The organism is Streptomyces doebereineriae (genome assembly GCF_031845645.1).
GTDB lineage: Bacteria > Actinomycetota > Actinomycetes > Streptomycetales > Streptomycetaceae > Streptomyces > Streptomyces canus.
The window spans coordinates 1-458 of the sequence record NZ_JAVREZ010000269.1; the positions used below are offsets into that span (position 1 = coordinate 1).

Sequence of the window (458 nt, forward strand, 5' to 3'; positions counted from 1 at the left end):
CTTATGGATGCCATCTCCTTGGGCATCGGCGTCACCATCGCCGTTGTCCTGCTCATCGTCATCGTCATCGCCTTCGTCGTCACCCGGCTGTTCCGCAAGGTCGAGCAGGGCAAGGCGCTGATCATCTCCAAGACCAAGAAGGTCGACGTGACCTTCACCGGTGCCGTCGTCCTGCCCGTGCTGCACAAGGCCGAGACGATGGACATCTCGGTGAAGAAGATCGAGATCCACCGCGCCGGGCGCGAGGGGCTGATCTGCCAGGACAACATCCGCGCCGACATCCAGATCACCTTCTTCGTCCGGGTCAACAAGACCGTCGAGGACGTCATCAAGGTCGCCCAGGCCATCGGCACCGAGCGGGCGAGCGACCGGGTCGCCATCCAGGAGTTCTTCGCCGCGAAGTTCTCCGAGGCCCTCAAGACCGTCGGCAAGCAGCTCGACTTCGTCGACCTGTACAC

Annotated in this window: 1 protein-coding gene; it reads left to right on the forward strand. The window is 62.7% G+C overall.

Annotation, left to right across the window (positions count from 1 at the left end; genetic code table 11):
• Positions 1-3: 3 nt before the first annotated feature.
• Positions 4-458, forward strand: a 455-nt coding sequence (locus RNB18_RS51830) for an SPFH domain-containing protein (RefSeq protein WP_311721035.1), incomplete at its 3' end; no start/stop codon positions are given.